15 protein-coding genes are annotated in these 19056 nt (G+C 68.1%); 6 read left to right on the top strand and 9 right to left on the bottom strand.

All coding sequences use genetic code 11. From position 1 onward, the window contains the following. Nucleotides 1-17 precede the first annotated feature (17 nt). Both thiD and lplT read right to left on the bottom strand, forming a co-directional pair. Nucleotides 18-827, bottom strand: coding sequence for a bifunctional hydroxymethylpyrimidine kinase/phosphomethylpyrimidine kinase (gene thiD, locus KU887_RS10870; RefSeq protein ID WP_048989263.1), 810 nt, complete (start codon nt 825-827; stop codon nt 18-20). Nucleotides 828-885: 58 nt separating this feature from the next. Continuing rightward, nucleotides 886-2193, bottom strand: coding sequence for a lysophospholipid transporter LplT (gene lplT / locus KU887_RS10865; RefSeq protein ID WP_006488251.1), 1308 nt, complete (start codon nt 2191-2193; stop codon nt 886-888). A 218-nt stretch (nt 2194-2411) separates the two neighbouring features. On the opposite strand from lplT, the gene alr reads away from it, so the two are divergent. The 3 genes from alr (at nt 2412) to KU887_RS10850 (ending at nt 5286) form a co-directional block, all read left to right on the top strand. Next, nucleotides 2412-3482 (top strand): alanine racemase, encoded by a 1071-nt coding sequence (gene alr, locus KU887_RS10860; protein WP_006488243.1) that lies wholly within the window; start codon nt 2412-2414, stop codon nt 3480-3482. A gap of 11 nt (nt 3483-3493) precedes the next feature. Further along, nucleotides 3494-4870, top strand: a complete 1377-nt coding sequence (gene radA, locus KU887_RS10855; RefSeq protein WP_006488230.1) for a DNA repair protein RadA — start codon at nt 3494-3496, stop codon at nt 4868-4870. Between the two features lie 149 nt (nt 4871-5019). Next, entirely contained in the window at nt 5020-5286 is a 267-nt protein-coding gene (locus KU887_RS10850; RefSeq protein ID WP_006488228.1) for a DUF2866 domain-containing protein, read from the top strand. Nucleotides 5287-5476: 190 nt separating this feature from the next. On the opposite strand, the gene KU887_RS10845 is transcribed toward KU887_RS10850, so the two are convergent. Next, on the bottom strand, nt 5477-7408 hold the full coding sequence (locus KU887_RS10845; protein WP_048989265.1) for an ATP-binding cassette domain-containing protein: 1932 nt from the start codon (nt 7406-7408) through the stop codon (nt 5477-5479). Nucleotides 7409-7544: 136 nt separating this feature from the next. Between KU887_RS10845 and KU887_RS10840 the strand changes: the two genes are divergently transcribed. After that, nucleotides 7545-8024, top strand: a complete 480-nt coding sequence (locus tag KU887_RS10840) for a glutathione peroxidase (RefSeq protein WP_258250057.1) — start codon at nt 7545-7547, stop codon at nt 8022-8024. 61 nt (nt 8025-8085) lie between these two features. Here the strand turns inward: KU887_RS10840 and cls are convergent, their stop codons facing one another. From cls to dapC, 6 genes are all read right to left on the bottom strand, one after another. Further along, nucleotides 8086-9525: a cardiolipin synthase gene (cls, locus tag KU887_RS10835; protein ID WP_034201582.1), complete on the bottom strand. Its 1440-nt coding sequence runs from the start codon at nt 9523-9525 to the stop codon at nt 8086-8088. 132 nt (nt 9526-9657) lie between these two features. Next, on the bottom strand, nt 9658-10566 hold the full coding sequence (gene prmB / locus KU887_RS10830; protein ID WP_006488226.1) for a 50S ribosomal protein L3 N(5)-glutamine methyltransferase: 909 nt from the start codon (nt 10564-10566) through the stop codon (nt 9658-9660). Between the two features lie 11 nt (nt 10567-10577). After that, a complete protein-coding gene (dapE, locus tag KU887_RS10825) occupies nt 10578-11717 on the bottom strand; it encodes a succinyl-diaminopimelate desuccinylase (RefSeq protein WP_006493370.1) in 1140 nt (379 codons plus the stop codon). An 83-nt stretch (nt 11718-11800) separates the two neighbouring features. After that, nucleotides 11801-12169 (bottom strand): ArsC family reductase, encoded by a 369-nt coding sequence (locus KU887_RS10820; RefSeq protein ID WP_006488257.1) that lies wholly within the window; start codon nt 12167-12169, stop codon nt 11801-11803. Then, nucleotides 12169-12996, bottom strand: a complete 828-nt coding sequence (gene dapD / locus KU887_RS10815) for a 2,3,4,5-tetrahydropyridine-2,6-dicarboxylate N-succinyltransferase (protein ID WP_006478479.1) — start codon at nt 12994-12996, stop codon at nt 12169-12171. Before dapD ends, KU887_RS10820 begins: the two co-directional genes overlap by 1 nt. 45 nt (nt 12997-13041) lie before the next feature. Further along, complete coding sequence (gene dapC, locus KU887_RS10810) at nt 13042-14274, bottom strand: succinyldiaminopimelate transaminase (protein WP_006488235.1); 1233 nt, start codon at nt 14272-14274, stop codon at nt 13042-13044. Between the two features lie 159 nt (nt 14275-14433). Between dapC and KU887_RS10805 the strand changes: the two genes are divergently transcribed. Further along, nucleotides 14434-15375 (top strand): DMT family transporter, encoded by a 942-nt coding sequence (locus KU887_RS10805; protein ID WP_006488241.1) that lies wholly within the window; start codon nt 14434-14436, stop codon nt 15373-15375. Nucleotides 15376-15513: 138 nt separating this feature from the next. Further along, nucleotides 15514-19026 (top strand): chromosome segregation protein SMC, encoded by a 3513-nt coding sequence (gene smc, locus KU887_RS10800; protein WP_258250056.1) that lies wholly within the window; start codon nt 15514-15516, stop codon nt 19024-19026. The last annotated feature ends 30 nt before the right edge of the window (nt 19027-19056 follow it).

Genomic DNA, 19056 nt, shown 5'->3' with positions numbered 1-19056 from the left:
CCCGCGTCAGCGGGCGCTCACCACCAGCGATGAAAGTGATGGACCGGGCCGACGCCGTGGCCGACGTCGAGGTGGCCGCTCGCGGCGATCGCACCGGTCAGGTAGGTCTTTGCTTCGCGTACCGCGCTTTCGAGGTCGGGCTGCTGCGGCAGCAGCGCGGCGATCGCCGACGACAGCGTGCAGCCGGTGCCGTGCGTATTGCTGACCGGCACGCGCGCGCCGTCGAGCCGCACGGTGCGCGTCGCTTCGACGAGCCAGTCGGGGCTGGCGGACGCGTCGGGCAGGTGGCCGCCCTTCATCAGCACCGCGCGGGCGCCCGTCTGCAGCAACGCGCGGCCTTGCCGCACCATCTCGTCTTCGGTGGTGGCGGGTGCGTCGTTCAGCAGCGCGGCCGCTTCGGGCAGGTTCGGCGTGACGACCGTCGCGAGCGGCAGCAGCGTGTCGCGCAGCGCGTCGACGGCATCGGGTGCGAGCAGCGCGTGGGCGCTCTTCGAGATCATCACCGTGTCGAGCACGACGAAGCGCGGCGCGTAACGGCGCAGCGCGTCGGCCACCGCCTGCACGATCGTTGCGTTCGCGAGCATCCCGATCTTGACCGCATCGATGCGGATGTCGCCGAACACCGCGTCGAGCTGCGCGGTCACGAACGCGGCGTCCGGCGCATGCACGCCCGTCACGCCGCGCGTGTTCTGCGCGGTCAGCGCGGTGATCACGCTCGCGCCGTACGCGCCGAGCGCGGAGAACGTCTTCAGGTCGGCCTGAATGCCTGCGCCGCCGCCCGAATCGGAGCCGGCGATCGTCAGGATGTTGGGTATCGGGTGCGTCATGAGGGCAACGCGCCGGTTCGAGGCCCGGCGCCGGCGGACGGAAACGGAGAGTGTAGCGTCAGTGCCGCGATTCGCCGATCAGCGCGACCGAGTCGAACTGACGCTGGTTCGCCTGGTGGCGGCGCATCACGAGCCACATCGTCAGGCACACGAACGTGCCGAACAGCACGATCACGACGCCGACCGGCACGTCGAGCCACACGAGCACCGCGTACAGGCACAGCATCACGAGCACCGACAGGTTCTCGTTGAAGTTCTGCACCGCGATCGAGTGGCCGGCCGACAGCAGCACGTGGCCGCGATGCTGCAGCAGCGCGTTCATCGGCACGACGAAGTAGCCGGACAGCGCGCCGACGCCGATCAGGAAGATGTAGGCGACGATCAGGTAGAACGGCAGGCGCAGATGGCCGAAGTGCACGGCCCAGTGCGACGGGAACAGGTCGCGCGTGTAGAACGCCATCAGCATCACCGCGATGCCCATGACGATGCCGACGGGCAGCACGGTCAGCGACTTCTTCAGCGGAATCCGGGCGGCCGCGGCGATCGCGCCGGCCGCGACGCCGACCGCGACCACGGCCTGCAGGATCGCGCCTTCGGACAGCGACATGTTGAGCGACACCTCGGCCCACTTCAGCACGATGAACTGCAGCGTCGCACCCGCGCCCCAGAACAGCGTGGTGACCGCCAGCGAAATCTGGCCGAGCTTGTCGCGCCAGAGCACCATGAAGCAGTCGGCGAAATCGGTGAGCAGCTTGACCGGGCCGCGTTCCTGCTTCGGGTAGCGGGCGCCGGTGTCGGGAATGCGCAGGTTGAACAGCGCGGCGACCACGTAGATGGCCATGATGATCGCCATCGCGGCTTCGGCCGGCGTGCCGATCCAGGCGGGCGTGTGCGCGATCACGTGCGACGCGATGTGCGGGCTGATCAGCGCGCCGCCGAGCACGGTGCCGAGGATGATCGAGCTGACGGTCGTGCCTTCGATCCAGCCGTTCGCGGCGACCAGCCGGTCGGCCGGCAGCAGCTCGGTGAGAATTCCGTATTTGGCGGGCGAGTAGGCCGCCGCGCCGAACCCGACGATCCCGTACGCGATCAGCGGGTGGGCGCCGAACAGCATGATCAGGCAGCCGATCACCTTGATCGAGTTGGTGATGAACATCACGCGGCCCTTCGGGCGCGAATCCGCGAAGGCACCGACATACGCCGCCAACACCACATACGACAACACGAAGAACAGCTTCAGCAGCGGTGTCATCCAGTTGGGGGCGTGGAGGTCTTTCAGCAGGGCGATGGCGGCGATGAGAAGCGCATTGTCGGCCAGCGACGAGAAAAACTGCGCGGCCATGATGGTGTAAAAACCTTTTTTCATCTGATGCGATGCTTTCGTCGCTGCGGCAGGGCCGCGTAGGCCGCCTGGTATGCGATCGGCTTATTCCGTTCGAAATGGGTTGTGCGCACGGCTTTATAACATGAAAATACGCGAATTCGGACTAGCAAGATTCCCCGATCGTTCCGCAAATTGTCGGCTTCGGTGCTCAAAAGGCGCGGTAAGCTGATGATTCGCAAGCGTCTTTACGTAAATTTCCCATGCCGCGCCCGATCTCCGCCACCATCCACACCGCCGCTCTCGCGAACAATCTCTCCGTCGTCCGCCGCTTTGCCGGCCCGTCCAAGGTCTGGGCGGTCGTCAAGGCCAACGCGTACGGCCACGGTCTCGCCCGCGTGTTTCCGGGCCTGCGCGGCACCGACGGCTTCGGCCTGCTCGACCTCGACGAGGCCGTGAAGCTGCGCGAGCTCGGCTGGGCCGGCCCGATCCTGCTGCTCGAAGGCTTCTTCCGCTCGACCGACATCGACGTGATCGACCGCTACAGCCTGACCACGACCGTCCACAACGACGAGCAGATGCGGATGCTGGAAACGGCGCGGCTGTCGAAGCCCGTCAACGTGCAGCTCAAGATGAACAGCGGGATGAACCGGCTCGGTTACGTGCCGGAGAAATACCGCGCCGCGTGGGAGCGCGCCCGCGCGTGCCCCGGCATCGGCCAGATCACGTTGATGACCCATTTTTCGGACGCGGACAACGAGCGCGGCGTCGCCGAGCAGCTCGCGACGTTCGAGCGCGGCGCGGAAAACATCGCCGGCGCGCGCAGCCTCGCGAATTCGGCGGCCGTGCTGTGGCATCCGGATACGCACTTCGACTGGGTGCGGCCGGGGATCGTCCTGTATGGCGCGTCGCCGTCCGGGCTGTCGTCCGATATCGCGGATACCGGGCTGAAGCCGGCGATGACGCTCGCGTCCGAGCTGATCGCGGTGCAGACGATCGCGAAGGGCCAGGCGATCGGCTATGGCTCGACGTTTTCCGCGCAGGCGCCGATGCGGATCGGCGTGGTCGCGTGCGGTTACGCGGACGGCTATCCGCGCGTTGCGCCGGAAGGCACGCCCGTGATCGTCGACGGCATCCGTACGCGGATCGTCGGTCGCGTGTCGATGGACATGATCACCGTCGACCTGACGCCGTGCCCGCAGGCCGGCGTCGGCGCGCGGGTCGAACTGTGGGGCAACGCGCTGCCGATCGACGACGTCGCGCGCCATTGCGGGACGATCGGCTACGAGCTGATGTGCGCGGTCGCCGGCCGCGTGCCGGTGCGAGCGGAATAAGGGCGTCGCGCGTGGCCAAACAGAAAACCGTTTACGTCTGCAGCGAGTGCGGCGGACAGACCCCGAAGTGGCAGGGGCAGTGCCCGTCGTGCCAGGCCTGGAACACCCTCGTCGAATCGGTCGCCGAGTCGCCGGCCGCCCATCGGTTCCAGTCGCTCGCGAAGCGGGCGCCGGTGCAGCGGCTCGCCGACATCGAGGCCGCCGACGTCCCGCGCTTCTCCACCGGCATCGGCGAATTCGACCGCGTGCTGGGCGGCGGGCTGGTGCCGGGCGGCGTCGTGCTGATCGGCGGCGATCCGGGCATCGGCAAGTCGACGCTGCTGCTGCAGTCGCTCGCGGATATCGCGAGCGAGCGGCGCGCGCTCTATATCAGTGGCGAGGAATCGGCCGCGCAGATCGCATTGCGCGCGCAACGGCTCGCATTGCTCGACGGCGGCGCACCGGCTGCCGAACTGAAGCTGCTCGCCGAGATCCAGCTCGAGAAGATCCAGGCCGCGATCGATACGGAGCGGCCGGACGTGGCCGTCATCGACTCGATCCAGACCGTCTATTCGGACGCGCTCACGTCGGCGCCCGGCTCGGTCGCGCAGGTGCGCGAATGCGCGGCGCAGCTCACGCGCATCGCGAAACAGTCGGGCACCGCGATCATCATGGTCGGGCACGTGACGAAGGAGGGCAACCTGGCCGGCCCGCGCGTGCTCGAGCACATCGTCGACACGGTGCTGTACTTCGAAGGCGACACGCACTCGTCGTTCCGGCTCGTGCGCGCGTTCAAGAACCGCTTCGGCGCGGTCAACGAGCTCGGCGTGTTCGCGATGACCGAGCGCGGGCTGCGCGGCGTAGCCAACCCCTCCGCGCTGTTCCTGTCGCAGCACGAGCAGGTCGTACCCGGGTCGTGCGTGCTCGTCACGCAGGAAGGCACGCGCCCGCTGCTCGTCGAAATCCAGGCGCTGGTCGATACCGCGCACGTGCCGAACCCGCGCCGGCTCGCGGTCGGCCTCGAACAGAACCGGCTCGCGATGCTGCTCGCGGTGCTGCACCGCCACGCGGGCATCGCGGCCTTCGATCAGGATGTGTTCCTCAATGCGGTGGGCGGCGTGAAGATCACCGAGCCGGCCGCCGACCTCGCGGTGCTGCTGGCGATTCACTCGTCGATGCGCAACAAGGCGCTGCCGAAAGGGCTGATCGTGTTCGGCGAGGTGGGGCTGGCGGGCGAGATCCGGCCGTCCCCGCGCGGGCAGGAACGGCTGCGCGAAGCGGCGAAGCTCGGCTTCACGTCCGCGCTGATTCCGAAGGCGAATGCGCCGAAACAGCCGATCGAAGGGCTGAACGTGATGGCCGTCGAGCGGCTCGAGCAGGCGATCGACCGCGTGCGCGATCTTGAATGAGCGGCGCGGGCCCGCGCGCGGACCGTACATCGCCCGGCGATCTGTCGCGTAATTCGCTGTAAAGAATATGTAGGCTGCTGTAACCCGCCGGACATCGCTTTTCCCTATCCTTTGCCGGATTGTCGAACCGCGCAATGCGAAGGGAACCTATGTTGAAATCGTACGGGGAAGCGCCTGGCGGACGCCTTTACAACCTGCGCGGCTGCCGCGTGTCGGAGCCGATTCGCCAGCCGTGGGGCGGCGGATGCCGGATCGTCGAATGGATCGACGAAGAAGGGCGCCTGGCGCGCAAGGTCGTATCCGAGGATGTGACGGAAGCGGAAGTCGCCGCGGCGATCCGCCGGCCGATCAAAGGGCGCCGGCACCTGATGGGCGACGACGAGCAGATGCCGCGCGACACGCTGCCGCGCCGCTGAGCGGCTCGCGCGGCCGGCCGACGGGCCGGGCAACTACGTCAAACGCAATGAAAACGAGGCCGGGCCAGCGCGCCCGGCCTCATCGTTTCCGGATGCGGCGCGGCCCGGCGGATTCGTGGGGCGGTGACGTCCCGACGCGCTGCACCACCGATGAAGCGATCATCGGCTGATGGCGCGCCGGCGGCCGCGCTCAGCCGATCTGCTCGAGTTCTTCCTGCACGGCGAGCCAGTCCGCCTCGACCGTCTCGAGCCGGGTGTTGACCTCGCCGAGCTTGCGAATCGCCTCGGTCAGCTCCGTCTTGCGCGCGGCCTCGTAGCTGGCCGGATCGGCGACGAACGCATCGAGGCGCGCCTTCTCCGCGTGCAGCGTTTCCATTTCCTTTTCGAGCTTCGTGATGCGGTTCTGCAGCGGCTTCTTCAACTGCGACAGCCGCTGGCGTTCCTCGGCCGCCTGGCGCTTCTGATCCTTGCGGTTGACGCCCGGATCGGCGCCCGCGGCGGCCGCGCTGTCGGCCTTGGCGGCCGCGCGCTGCTCGGCCGCGTGCTGCAGCAGCCAGTCGCGGTAGTCGTCGAGGTCGCCGTCGAACGGCTGCAGCCGGTGCTTCGCGACCAGCATGAACTGGTCGGTCGTCGCGCGCAGCAGGTGGCGATCGTGCGACACGAGGATCAGCGTGCCTTCGAACTGCGCGAGTGCCATCGTCAGTGCGTGGCGCGTTTCGAGGTCGAGGTGGTTCGTCGGTTCGTCGAGCAGCAGCAGGTTCGGCTTCTGCCAGATGATCAGCGCCAGCGCGAGGCGGGCTTTTTCGCCGCCCGAGAACGGCCCGACCGGGCTCGTCGCCATGTCGCCCGAGAAATTGAAGCCGCCGAGGAAGTCGCGCAATTCCTGCTCGCGCGTGTCGGGCGCGAGCCGCGCCAGATGCGCGAGCGGCGAGTCGTCCTCGCGCAGCGTTTCGAGCTGGTGCTGCGCGAAATAGCCGATCGTCAGCCCCTTGCCGTCGCGCACGTGCCCCGACAGCGGTGCGAGCGTGCCGGCCAGCGTCTTGATCAGCGTCGACTTGCCCTGGCCGTTCGCGCCCAACAGGCCGATGCGCTGGCCGTTCTGGATCGACAGCGCGACGCGCTCGACGATCGGGATGTCCGTTCCGTCGTCGGCATGGTAGCCGCAGCGGACGTCCTCCATCACCATCATCGGGTTCGGCGCGGCATCGGGCGTGCGGAATTCGAACGTGAACGGCGACGCGATGTGCGCGGGCGCGATCAGCTCCATCTTCTCGAGCGCCTTCATCCGGCTTTGCGCCTGCTTGGCCTTGGTCGCCTTGGCCTTGAAGCGGTCGACGAAGCTCTGCAGGTGCTCGATCGTCTTCTGCTGCTTTTCGTACGCGCTTTGCTGCAGCGCCAGTTGCTGCGCGCGCAGCACTTCGAACTGCGAGTAGTTGCCGCCGTAGCGCTTCACCTGGCGGTTTTCCAGATGCAGCGTGACGTTGCAGATCGAATCGAGGAATTCGCGGTCGTGCGAAATCACGACGAGCGTGCCGGGGTAGCGATGCAGCCAGTCTTCGAGCCAGACGATCGCATCGAGGTCGAGGTGGTTCGTCGGTTCGTCGAGCAGCAGCAGGTCGGAGCGGCACATCAGCGCCTGCGCGAGGTTCAGCCGCATGCGCCAGCCGCCGGAGAAGCTCGCGACGGATTCGCGCGTCTGCGCGAGCGTGAAGCCGAGGCCGAGCAGCAGCGCTTCGGCGCGGGCCGGCGCGGTGTAGCCGTCGGCATCGGCGAACGCCGCGTGCGCGTCGGCTTCGGCGGCGCCGTCATGCGCGGCCGATGCGGCGGCGATGCGGGCCTCGATCTCGCGCAGCGCGGTATCGCCGTCGAGCGTGTAGTCGAGCGCCGAGCGGTCGACCGCGGGCGTTTCCTGCGACACGTGGGCGATCCGCCACGACGGCGGCATCGAGAAATCGCCGGCGTCCGAGTGCAGCTCGCCGCGCAGGACGGAAAACAGCGTCGACTTGCCGGCGCCGTTCGCGCCGATCAGGCCGGCTTTCTCGCCGGGATTGAGCACGAACGAGGTCGACTCGAACAGCGGCTTCGTGCCGCGCGCAAGGCTGAACTGATTGAAACGGATCACGGCGGAAATGGCTGGCCAAAACCGCTATTCTAGACTGCGCGCCGGTCGCGCCGGGCATCGGCCGTCCGGCGGATGCCGCAACGGCGCAATTTCGCCTAGACTCCACGTCGATCCGGTTTCGTAAAAGGAGTGCCCGATGTCCACCCTGTATTCGTTCAGCGCAGAGACGCTCGCCGGTGCGCCGGTATCGCTCGACACGTATCGCGGCAAGGTGCTGCTGATCGTCAATACCGCGAGCGAGTGCGGTTTCACGCCGCAGTACGCGGGTCTGCAGAAGCTGTACGACCAGTACGCGGCGCGCGGTTTCTTCGTGCTCGGCTTCCCGTGCAACCAGTTCGGCAAGCAGGAGCCGGGGGACGCCGCGCAGATCGGCGCGTTCTGCGAACGCAACTACGGCGTCACGTTTCCGATGTTCGCGAAGATCGACGTGAAGGGCGACCATGCGCATCCGCTGTATCGTTATCTGACCGACGCGGCGCCCGGCATTCTCGGCCTCAAGGCGATCAAGTGGAATTTCACGAAATTCCTGATCGACCGCGAAGGGCGGATCGTCAAGCGCTACGCGCCGTCTACCAAGCCCGACGAAATCGCCGCGGACATCGACAAGCTGCTGTGACGGCGCGGGGCGGCGTGCGCCGCGCCGATGCGGATCGTGCGGGGGCGGCTCGCGCTGGCCGTCAAAGGATCGGCGCGAACAGCCGCGCGACGTGCATCGCGATGCGCCGCCAGGCGGGCGACTGCCGGTATTCGTCCGCATCGACCTCGTAGGCCTGCGCGAAGTCGGCATCGAGCATCGCCTCCACTTCGTGGGCGAACGCGCGGTCGACGGTCATGACCATGACCTCGAAATTGAGGCGGAACGAGCGGTTGTCGAGATTCGCGCTGCCGATCGCCGCCGCGATGCGGTCGATCAGCACGACTTTCTGGTGCAGGAAGCCGGGCCGGTAGCGGAACACCTTCACGCCGGCATCGACGAGGTCGCGCGCGTAGAGCTTCGACGCCTCGAACACGACGTAGTGATCGCGCCGGCTCGGGATCAGGATGCGCACGTCGACGCCGCGCATCACGGCGAGCTTCAGCGCGGAAACCACGGCTTCGTCCGGAACCAGGTACGGCGTGGTGATCCAGACCCGCTCGCGGGCGGCATTGATCGATTCGACGAAGAACAGCGAGCCGGTTTCCTGCTTGTCGGCCGGCCCCATCGGCACCGCGAGGCAGTGCATGCCGTCGCCGGGCTGCGCGGGCGGCGGTAGCGCGATCGGCGGCAGCTTCTGCGTCGCCCAGTGCCAGTCTTCGGCGAACACGTACTGGATGCTCGCCACCACGGGGCCGCGTATCTCGATGTGGGTGTCGCGCCATGGCGACAGGCGCGGCTTCGCGCCGAGATATTCGACACCGACGTTGTGGCCGCCGACGAACGCGCGATTGCCGTCGACGACGACGATCTTGCGATGGTTGCGGAAGTTCAGCTGGAAGCGGTTGACGAATTTCCGGTTGGTCGCGAACGGATGGACCTCGACGCCGCCCCGGCGCAATGCGTCGACGTAGCTGTGCGGCAGGTCGAAGCTGCCGATGCTGTCGTACAGCAGGCAGCAGCGCACGCCGGCCGCCGCGCGAGCAAGCAGCGCATCGCGCATCATCCGGCCGAGCGCATCGTCGCGCACGATGAAGAACTGGACGAGCACGTAGTCGCGCGCGGCGTCGATCGCCGACAGGATGGCGGAGAACGTCGCGTCGCCGTTCACGAGCGTGCGCACCGAATTGCCCCCGAGGAACGGCATGCCGCCGAGCCGCGTGAGCGCGAGTACGGCAGCTTGGCCGAGTGCGTCGGCGGCGGGCCCGTCGGTCGCGTCGGTGGTGCGCCACGGCGAGCGCGGTGTGTGCGTGCGCAACATTTCCAGCTCGTGGCGCCGGGCGTCGACGTAGCCGGAGAATTTGCTGCGGCCGAGGAACAGGTACGGGACGAGCGTCAGGTACGGCATGGCCGTGAGCGAGACGGCCCACGCGATCGCGCCTTGCGACGTACGCGTGTTCATGATTGCGTGGCACGCCGCGACGATCCCGAGCACGTGGACGGTCAGGATCAGGGTGCCGAGATGTAGCCAGTCGAGGGTCATGGGCGCGCAAAGGACTCCCGAGCGGACTCCCGAGGGGATTCCGCAGGTCGTGCGGCCGGGCGGCCGCCTACGCGCATCTTACCCAACCGTGCAACGCAGTGGTGCGCCGCACGGCGGGCGGGCGGGGAACGCTCAGGCCTTGCGCGGCAGGTCCGACGCCTGGATCAGGAACACGGCGTCGTCGCCCGCGCTGGTGGGCAGCCACGTGAGCTCGAGGCCGCCGAATGCCGCTTCGACGTGCTCGCGCTCGTTGCCGATCTCGACGACGAGCACGCCGTCGTCATGCAGCCAGCGGTGCGCTTCGGCGACGATACGTCGCACGATGTCCATCCCGTCGTCGCCGCCGGCGAGCGCCATCTCCGGCTCGTGCCGGTATTCGGGCGGCAGCGCGGCCATCGACGCGGCGTTCACGTACGGCGGGTTCGTCAGGATCACGTCGTAGCGCGAGTCGGGGTCGGTGCGGAACGCGGGCAACGGTGCGTACAGGTCGCCGCGATGCAGCCCGATGCGGTCTTCGAGGCCGTAGTCGCGCACGTTGATTGCCGCGACTTCGAGCGCCTTGTCCGACAGGTCGACCGCGTCGATCTCGGCGTTCGGGAACGCGCTCGCCGCGAGGATCGCGAGGCAGCCGGAGCCGGTGCACAGTTCGAGCACCGCGCCGACCTGCTCGGGGTCGGCGACATACGGTTGCAGTCCGTCGTCGAGCAGTTCACCGATGAACGAGCGCGGCACGATCACGCGTTCGTCGACATAGAAGCGGTGGCCGTGCATCCACGCTTCATGCGTGAGGTACGCGGCCGGCACGCGGTCGGTCGCGCGTCGTTCGATCACCGCGAGCACGGCCGCGATTTCGTCGGGCAACAGGCGCGCGTCGAGGAACGGCTCGAGCGTGTCGAGCGGCAAATCGAGCGTATGCAGCACGAGGTAGGCCGCTTCGTCGTACGCGTTGTCGGAACCGTGGCCGAACGCGAGCTTCGCTTTCGAGAAGCGCGTGACCGCGTAGCGCAGCAGGTCGCGGACTGTGGCAAAAGGTGTCGTCATGCGAGGCTCCGTCAGGCGATCAGTTGTTCGAGCACGCGTCGGTACACGTTCTTCAGCGGGTCGACGAAGCGCACCTCGATGTGCTCGTCGATCTTGTGGATGCTGCCGTTCGGCGGGCCGAATTCGATCACCTGCGGGCAGATGCGCGCGATGAAGCGGCCGTCCGACGTACCGCCCGTTGTCGACAGCTCGGTCGTGATGCCGGTTTCGGTGCGGATCGCGTGTTCCAGCGCGCCCGACAGTTCGCCGCGCGGCGTGAGGAACGGCAGGCCGCTCACCGACCACTTCAGCGTGTATTCGAGGCCGTGCTTGTCGAGGATCGCGTGCACGCGGGCCTGCAGGCCTTCGACGGTGCTCGCGGTCGAGAAGCGGAAGTTGAACAGCAGGTCGGCGTGGCCGGGGATCACGTTGGTCGCGCCGGTGCCGGCGTGCAGGTTCGACACCTGCCAGGTGGTCGGCGGGAAGTATTCGTTGCCGGCGTCCCATTGCTCGGCGGCGAGCTCGGCGAGCGCCGGCGCGAGCAGGTGGATCGGGTTCTTCGCGAGGTGCGGATACGCGATGTGGCCCTGCACGCCCTTGACGACCAGTTCGCCGGACATCGACCCGCGGCGGCCGTTCTTGACGACGTCGCCGAGCTCGGTGGTCGACGTCGGCTCGCCGACGATGCAGTAGTCGAGGCGTTCGCCGCGTGCCTGCAGCAGTTCGACGACCTTCACGGTGCCGTCGGTGGCCGGGCCTTCCTCGTCGCTCGTGATCAGGAACGCGATCGCGCCGCGATGGTCGGGATGGGCCGCGACGAATTCCTCGGACGCGACGACGAACGCCGCGAGCGACGTCTTCATGTCGGCCGCGCCGCGGCCGTACAGCTTGCCGTCGCGATGGGCGGGGATGAACGGCGGCGAGGTCCACTGTTCGAGCGGGCCGGTCGGCACGACGTCGGTGTGGCCCGCGAACGCGAGCAGCTTGCCGTCGCGGCCATCGGTGCCGCGCTTGACGGCCCACAGGTTGGTCACGCCGTGCGACGCGATGGTCTCGCATTCGAAGCCGAGCGCGGCGAGGCGCTCGGTCATGATCTGCTGGCAGTGCTGGTCGTCGGGCGTCACGGACGCGCGGGCGATCAGCTGTTCGGTAAGGGCTAGGGTGGCGGACATGGTTCGGACCACTTTCGATAAAAAATGCCGGCGCGGTGGCCGGCAGCGACAGGGCGGCGCCCGTGGGCGCAGCGCGGGCAACCCTATGCGGTAAACAGCGCCGCGTATTGATCGGCCACGAAGCCGAGCGATTTCACGCGGCCGTTGACGACGAGCACGGGGCGCTTGATGACCGACGGCTTGTGGATCATCAGTGCGACCGCGCCGGTCTTCGTTTCGGCAGCCGCCTTCATCGCGTCGTCCAGGCCGCGCCACGTGGTGCCGCGCTTGTTCACGAGCGCGTCGAGCGACACGTCCTTCAGCCAGTCTTCGATCAGCGGCGCGCTGACGCCGAGCTTCTTGAAATCGTGGAACTCGAATTCGACGCCGTGATCGTCGAGCCACACGCGGGCCTTCTTCACGGTGTCGCAGTTCGGAATGCCGTAGACGACCACGGTGTGCGGCTTCGCCATCAGTCGCCTCGCAGCAGCTCGTTCAGGCCGACCTTCGCACGCGTCTTCGCGTCGACCTTCTTGACGATCACCGCGCAGTACAGGCTGTGCGAGCCGTCCTTCGACGGCAGGTTGCCGGCGACGACGACCGAGCCGGCCGGGATGCGGCCGTAGCTGACTTCGCCCGTCTCGCGATCGTAGATCTTCGTGCTCTGGCCGAGGTACACGCCCATCGAGATCACCGAGTTTTCCTCGACGATCACGCCTTCGACGACTTCCGAGCGCGCGCCGATGAAGCAGTTGTCCTCGATGATGACCGGGTTCGCCTGCAGCGGCTCGAGCACGCCGCCGATGCCGACGCCGCCCGACAGGTGCACGTTCTTGCCGATCTGCGCGCACGAACCGACCGTGGCCCACGTGTCGACCATCGTGCCTTCGTCGACGTACGCGCCGATGTTGGTGTACGACGGCATCAGCACGACGTTCTTCGCGATGAACGAGCCGCGGCGCGCGATGGCCGGCGGGACGACGCGGAAGCCGCCCGCGGCGAAGTCTTCGGCCGTGTAGTTCGCGAACTTCGACGGCACCTTGTCGTAGAACTGCGAGTAGCCGCCGGCCGGCATCGGCGCGTTGTCCTCCAGGCGGAACGACAGCAGCACGGCCTTCTTCAGCCACTGGTGGACCGTCCAGTTGCCGTCGATTTTCTCGGCGACGCGCAGGGCGCCCTTGTCGAGCTGCTCGATCGCGTGAGCGACGGCTTCGCGGACGTCGGCGGGCGCGGCCTTCGGCGACAGCTCGGCGCGGTTTTCCCAGGCGGTATCGATGATTTGCTGAAGTTGTTGCGACATGTTCGTTTTCGCAGGAGATGGATGGAATTGATCGGGATGGACGTCTTACCGCGCGAGAGCGCGGCAGAAATCGACGATGCGTTGCGCGCCCTCGACGCATTCGGGGGTGCCCGCGACGAGCGCGATCCGGATGAAATCGCGGCCCGGGTTCGTGCCGTGCGCATCGCGCGCCAGGTACGAGCCGGGCAGAACCGTCACATTATAGTCGGCGTACAGGCGGCGGGCGAACTCGGTGTCCGACAGGCCGGTGCGCGACACGTTGGCCCACAGGTAGAACGCGGCGTCGGGCAGCTTCACGTCGATCACGTCGGCGAGCATCGGTGTGACCGTATTGAATTTCTGCAGGTACAGCGCGCGGTTCTCGCGCACGTGCGCCTCGTCGTTCCACGCGGCGATGCTCGCGTGCTGCCAGACCGGCGACAGCGCGGCGCCGTGGTACGTGCGGTACAGCAGGAATTGCTTCAGCAGCGCGGCGTCGCCGGCGACGAAGCCCGAACGCATGCCCGGCACGTTCGAGCGCTTCGACAGGCTCGACAGCATCACGAGCCGCTCGAAGCCGCGGCCGAGGCGGTGCGCGGCCTCGAGGCCGCCGAGCGGCGGCGCCGCTTCATCGAAATAGATTTCCGAATAGCACTCGTCGGACGCGATCACGAAACCGTGGCGGTCGGACAGCGCGAACAGCTCGCGCCAGTCGTCGAGCGTCAGCACGGCGCCCGTCGGGTTGCCGGGCGAGCACACGTACAGCAGCTGCGTGCGCGCCCAGACTTCATCGGGCACGGCCGCGTAGTCGCACGCGAAGTTGCGGGCCGGGTCGCTGTTCGCGAAATAGGGTTCGGCGCCGGCCAGCAGCGCCGCGCCTTCGTAAATTTGATAGAAAGGATTCGGACAGAGTACGATCGCCTTCTTGCCGTCCGCGGCCGGGCGCGCGTCGATCACCGTCTGCGCGAGCGAGAACAGCGCCTCTCGGGAGCCCGACACCGGCAGCACCTGCGTGGCCGGATCGACCGCCGGCAGCCCGTAGCGGCGCTCGAGCCAGTGCGCGATCGACGTGCGCAGCGCGTCCGAGCCGGCGGTGGCCGGGTACGACGCGAGGCCGTCGAGCGCGGCCACCACGGCGTCGCGGATCAGCGCCGGCGTCGCGTGTTTGGGCTCGCCGATGCCGAAGCTGATCGGTTTGAGGTCGCCGGAAGGCGTCACGTCCTTGAACAGGGCGCGCAGCTTTTCGAAGGGATAGGGCTGGAGCGAGTCGAGTCGAGGGTTCACGGGCGAAGCGGCCATCGCGGCCGGTTGGAGCGAAAGAAGCGGCGGGCGCGCCGCGCGGCTGCGAACGGGCGCGTCGGGCGCGCGGGTCGCAGCGGACGATTATAGCGTGACGGAATGCGGTCACGGCCTGCCGGAACGGCGGCCGGGCCGGTCGAATAAAGGGTATCGAACCAAATGAACAACGCGGTACGCGGCAGTCTGCCGACGCTGGCCATCCTGATCGGCGCGTCGGTATGGGGCCTGATCTGGTATCCGCTGCGGATCCTCGCGTCGCTCGGCGTGACGGGCACGCTGGCGAGCGCGCTGACGAGCCTCGTCGCGTTCCTGTTCGTGATCGTCGCGCGCCACCGCACGATCGCGACGCTGCGCTGGCACTGGGTGCTGCCGGGCATCGCGGTGACGGCCGGCGTGACGAACCTCGGGTTCGTATGGGGCACGATCCACGGCGAGGTGCTGCGGGTGATGCTGCTGTTCTACCTGACCCCGGCCTGGACCGCGATCTACGCGCACTTCCTGCTGCGCGAACGGCTGACCTGGGCCGGCGCGGGGCTGGCGGCGCTGTCGATCGGCGGCGCGATGCTGATGCTGTGGTCGCCGAAGCTCGGCTTGCCGCTGCCGGCCAACCCGGCCGAATGGGCCGGTCTCGCCGCCGGGCTGAGCTTCGCGATGAGCAACGTGCTCGTGATCAAGGCGAGCCGCGAGCTGCCCGAGATGCGCGCGGAAATGCGCACTGCGACGCTGTTCGGCGGCGCGGCGGTGTTCGGCGCGATCGCGTCGCTGTTCGAAGGGCTGCCGGCCGTGCCGGCGAGCGGCCAGCTCGGCGTGGCCGCGCTGATCATCGCCGCGATCGGCGTGACGATGGCGTCGAACAACCTGCTCGTCCAGTACGGCCTCGCGCGCGTGCCGGCGAACCGCGCGTCGATCATCATGCTGTTCGAGATCGTGATCACCGCGCTGTCGGCGTGGGTGTTCGCGAACGAGTTGCCGACCGCGCGCGAGTGGGCGGGCGGCGCGTGCATCGTGCTGGCGACGCTGCTGTCGAGCCGGGTCCATCGTGCCGCGCCGGCACCGGGCAAACCCGGCGACGGTCGGGACGGCGCACGCGCGATGGTATGATGGAAGCCGTTTGCGGGGCCAACGCGGGATGCGCGCGGCCCCGTTTTTGAATTCCGGGGCGCGTGGCGCGCAGGGGCTCTCCGGCCCCGCGCCGTGCGGCCCCGTCCGTTTCACACCTTCTTCACATCCGATACCGCCGTGCGTCTGAGCTCGATCAAACTCGCTGGCTTCAAATCCTTCGTCGATCCCACGCATTTCCAGGTTCCGGGCCAGCTCGTCGGCGTGGTCGGCCCGAACGGATGCGGCAAGTCCAACATCATCGATGCCGTGCGCTGGGTGCTCGGCGAGTCGCGCGCGTCCGAGCTGCGCGGCGAATCGATGCAGGACGTGATCTTCAACGGTTCGACCGCCCGCAAGCCCGGCAGCCGGGCCAGCGTCGAACTGATCTTCGACAACTCCGACGGCCGCGCGGCCGGGCAGTGGGGCCAGTACGGCGAGATCGCCGTCAAGCGCGTGCTGACGCGCGACGGCACGTCGAGCTACTACATCAACAACCTGCCGGCGCGCCGCCGCGACATCCAGGACATCTTCCTCGGCACCGGCCTCGGCCCGCGTGCGTACGCGATCATCGGGCAGGGCATGATCGCGCGGATCATCGAGGCGAAGCCCGAAGAGCTGCGCGTGTTCCTCGAGGAGGCCGCCGGCGTGTCGAAGTACAAGGAACGCCGCCGCGAAACCGAGAACCGCCTGCACGACACGCGCGAGAACCTGACGCGCGTCGAGGACATCGTGCGCGAACTCGGCGCGAACCTCGAGAAGCTCGAGGCGCAGGCGGTGGTCGCGACCAAGTACAAGGAACTCGTCGCCGACGGCGAGGAGAAGCAGCGCCTCTTGTGGCTGCTGCGCAAGAACGAGGCGGCCGGCGAGCAGCAGAAGCAGCAGCGCGCGATCGAACAGGCGCAGATCGACCTCGAGGCGCAGACGGCGAAGCTGCGCGAAGTCGAGGCGCAGCTCGAGACGCTGCGCGTCGCGCATTACTCGGCGAGCGACGCGATGCAGGGCGCGCAGGGTGCGCTCTACGAGGCGAATGCCGAGGTGAGCCGCCTCGAAGCCGAGATCAAGTTCATCGTCGAATCGCGCAACCGCGTGCAGGCGCAGATCGCCGCCCTCAACGCGCAGCGCGAGCAGTGGCGCGCGCAGGCCGAGAAGTCGCAGGACGAGCTCGAGGAAGCCGAAGAGGCGCGCGCGATGGCCGACGAAAAGGCCGCGCTCGCCGAGGACAACGCGGCCGCGAAGCACGATGCGCTGCCGGCGCTCGAAGCGAAGTGGCGCGACGCGCAGGCGCAGCTCAACGACGAGCGCGCGCGGATCGCGCAGACCGAGCAGTCGCTGAAGCTCGAAGCCGCGCATCAGCGCAACGCCGACCAGCAGCTCCAGCAGCTTCAGCAGCGCCACGAGCGCCTGAAGAGCGAAGCGGGCGGGCTCGACGCGCCGGACGAGACGCAACTCGAAGAGCTGCGCATGCAGCTGGCCGAACAGGAAGAGATCCTCGCGGAAGCCCAGGCGCGCCTGGCGGACGCGCAGGAAACGGTGCCGCGTCTCGACGGTGAACGCCGCGCCGCGCAGGAGCGTGTGCAGGCCGAGGCCGCGCAGATCCACCAGCTCGAAGCGCGCCTCGCCGCGCTGAAGCAACTGCAGGAGAACGTGCAGACCGAAGGCAAGGTGCAGCCGTGGCTCGACAAGCACGAGCTCGGCGCACTGCCGCGTCTGTGGAAGAAGCTGCACGTCGAGGCCGGCTGGGAAGCGGCGCTCGAGGCCGTGCTGCGCGAGCGTCTCGCCGCGCTCGAAGTATCGAATCTCGACTGGGTGAAGGCCTTCGCGAGCGATGCGCCGCCCGCGAAGCTCGCGTTCTACGCGCCGCCCGCGGCCGGTGAGCCGCCTGCCGCGGTGGCCGGGCTGCGGCCGGTGCTGTCGCTCGTGCGCATCGACGACGCGGGCATCCGCGCGGTGCTGAACGACTGGCTCGGCAACGTCTATGTCGCCGACGACGTCGCGCAGGCGCTCGCGACGCGCACGCAGCTGCCGGCAGGCGGCGCGTTCGTCGTCAAGGCCGGCCATATCGTCACGCGTGTCGGCGTGCAGCTGTACGCCGCCGATTCGGAGCAGGCCGGGATGCTGGCCCGCCAGCAGGAAATCGAGAACCTGGCGCGCCAGGTGCGGGCGCAGGCGCTGCTCGCCGACGAGGCGCGCACGGCCGCCGTGCGGGCGGAAGCCGCGCACACGCAGGCCACGCAGGCGCTCGGCGACGTCCGGGCCCAGGCCGAACGGGCGACGCAGCGCGTGCATGCGCTGCAGATGGACGTGCTGAAGCTCGCGCAGGCGCATGAACGCTATACGCAGCGCAGCACGCAGATCCGCGAGGAGCTCGAGGAAATCGGCGCGCAGATCGAAGAGCAGCGTGCGCTGCGCGCGGAATCGGAAGCGAATTTCGAGCGCTTCGACGGCGAGCTCGCCGAACTGCAGGCGCGTATCGAGGACAACCAGCTCGCGTTCGAGTCGCTCGACGAATCGCTGACGCAGGCGCGTCAGGAAGCGCGCGACCTGGAGCGCGGAGCGAACGACGCGCGCTTCGCCGCCCGCAATGCGGTGACCCGGATCGACGAGCTCAAGCGCACGATCCAGGTGGCGCACGAACAGAGCGAGCGCGTCGCCGCGTCGCTGGAAGACGCGCGCGCCGAACTCGAGACGATCAACGAGCAGACCGCGCACACCGGCCTGCAGGACGCGCTCGAGATTCGCGCGGTGAAGGAAGAGGCGCTGCAGGCCGCGCGGATCGAGCTCGACGACCTGACCGCGAAGCTGCGCGCGTCGGACGAGCAGCGGCTCGTCGCCGAGCGTTCGCTGCAGCCGCTGCGCGACCGCATCACCGAGCTGCAACTGAAGGAGCAGGCCGCGCGCCTGTCCGTCGAGCAGTTCGCCGAGCAGCTCGCGACCGCCGAGGTCGACGAGGCCGCGCTGGCCGCGAAGCTCACGCCGGATCTGAAGCCGTCGTACCTGCAGGGCGAAGTCACGCGCCTGAACAACGCGATCAACGCGCTCGGCCCGGTGAACATGGCCGCGCTCGACGAGCTGAAGGCCGCGAGCGAGCGCAAGGTGTTCCTCGACGCGCAATCGGCCGACCTGATCGACGCGATCACGACGCTTGAGGATGCGATCCACAAGATTGACCAGGAAACCCGCACGCTGCTGCAGGGTACCTTCGACGAGGTCAATCGTCATTTCAGCGACCTGTTCCCGCGCCTGTTCGGCGGCGGCCAGGCGAAGCTGATCATGACGGGCGACGAGATCCTCGATGCCGGCGTGCAGGTGATGGCGCAGCCGCCCGGCAAGAAGAACGCGACGATTCACCTGCTGTCGGGCGGCGAAAAGGCGCTGACCGCGACCGCGCTGGTGTTCGCGATGTTCCAGCTGAACCCGGCGCCGTTCTGTCTGCTCGACGAGGTCGACGCGCCGCTGGACGACGCGAACACCGAGCGTTTCGCGAATCTCGTGCGCGCGATGTCCGACAAGACGCAGTTCCTGTTCATCTCGCACAACAAGATCGCGATGGAAATGGCGCAGCAACTGATCGGCGTGACGATGCAGGAACAGGGCGTGTCGCGGATCGTTGCAGTGGACATGGAAACCGCCGCGGGTTTTGCCCAGAATTGACGTTTGACGAAACCGGACCGCGTTCGCGCG

This window comes from Burkholderia sp. EMB26 (genome assembly GCF_024730645.1).
GTDB lineage: Bacteria > Pseudomonadota > Gammaproteobacteria > Burkholderiales > Burkholderiaceae > Burkholderia > Burkholderia cenocepacia.
This window is presented reverse-complemented; position numbering and strand designations above follow the sequence as displayed.